This window comes from Serratia sp. CY76391 (assembly GCF_052166695.1).
Taxonomy (GTDB): domain Bacteria; phylum Pseudomonadota; class Gammaproteobacteria; order Enterobacterales; family Enterobacteriaceae; genus Serratia; species Serratia nematodiphila.
Genome location: NZ_JBJNOJ010000031.1, coordinates 1 through 842, shown reverse-complemented (window position 1 = coordinate 842; position 842 = coordinate 1). Strand labels below are relative to the sequence as shown.

General features: G+C 63.2%; 1 protein-coding gene. It reads right to left on the bottom strand.

Translation table 11 applies throughout. The features are described from left to right. On the bottom strand, window positions 1–842 hold an 842-nt coding region (gene pqqE, locus ACJ8PN_RS25565), incomplete at both ends, for a pyrroloquinoline quinone biosynthesis protein PqqE (RefSeq protein ID WP_442535379.1).

Sequence of the window (842 nt, the reverse complement as noted above, 5' to 3'; positions counted from 1 at the left end):
CCGAAGGAGTGGTACCAGATATGCTGCAGATCGTGCTCCAGCACCGACGGAAACGTAATCGGTAACTGACGGGCGCTGTGGCAGGGTAACGCCATGCCTTCCGGCGTCACGCTCATGAAGATGGCCCCCCAACCGCCCATGCAGCCTTTAGGCCGCTCCTCGTAGTAATCCGGCGTGACGAACAGCAGGTTGGCCAGTTTGCCGTCGGCGGCCATGCGCTCGCGATAGCGTTTCACCACCGCTTCTGCCTCGGCGATCTGTTCGCGGGTCGGCAGCAGCCCTTCGCGGTTCAGGTGCGCCCAGCCGTAAAACTGGCAGGTCGCCAGCTCGACGTCGTCGGCATCCAGCTGGATCGCCAGTTCGATGATGCGGTCGATCTGGCCGATATTATGGCGATGCAACACGAAGTTGAGCACCATCGGATAGCCGAGCGCCTTGACTGCCCTGGCCATCGCCAGCTTCTGCTGAAACGCCCTGGCGGAGCCCGCCAGCGCGGCGTTCAGCGTTTCGTCGCTGGCCTGAAAACTGATCTGAATATGATCCAGCCCGGCGTCGGCGAAGGTTTGCAGTTTCTTCTCGGTCAGGCCGATGCCGGAGGTGATCAGGTTGGTGTAAAACCCGAGATCGCGCGCGGCGGCGATCAGCTCGGGCAGGTCTTTACGCACCAGCGGCTCGCCGCCGGAGAAGCCGAGCTGCACGCTGCCCATCGCCCGCGCCTGGCGAAACACCTCTATCCACTGCGCGGTGGTCAGCTCTTTTTCCTGCGCGGCAAAATCGAGCGGGTTGGAGCAGTACGGACACTGCAGCGGGCAGCGGTAGGTCAGCTCCGCCAGCAGCCAGAG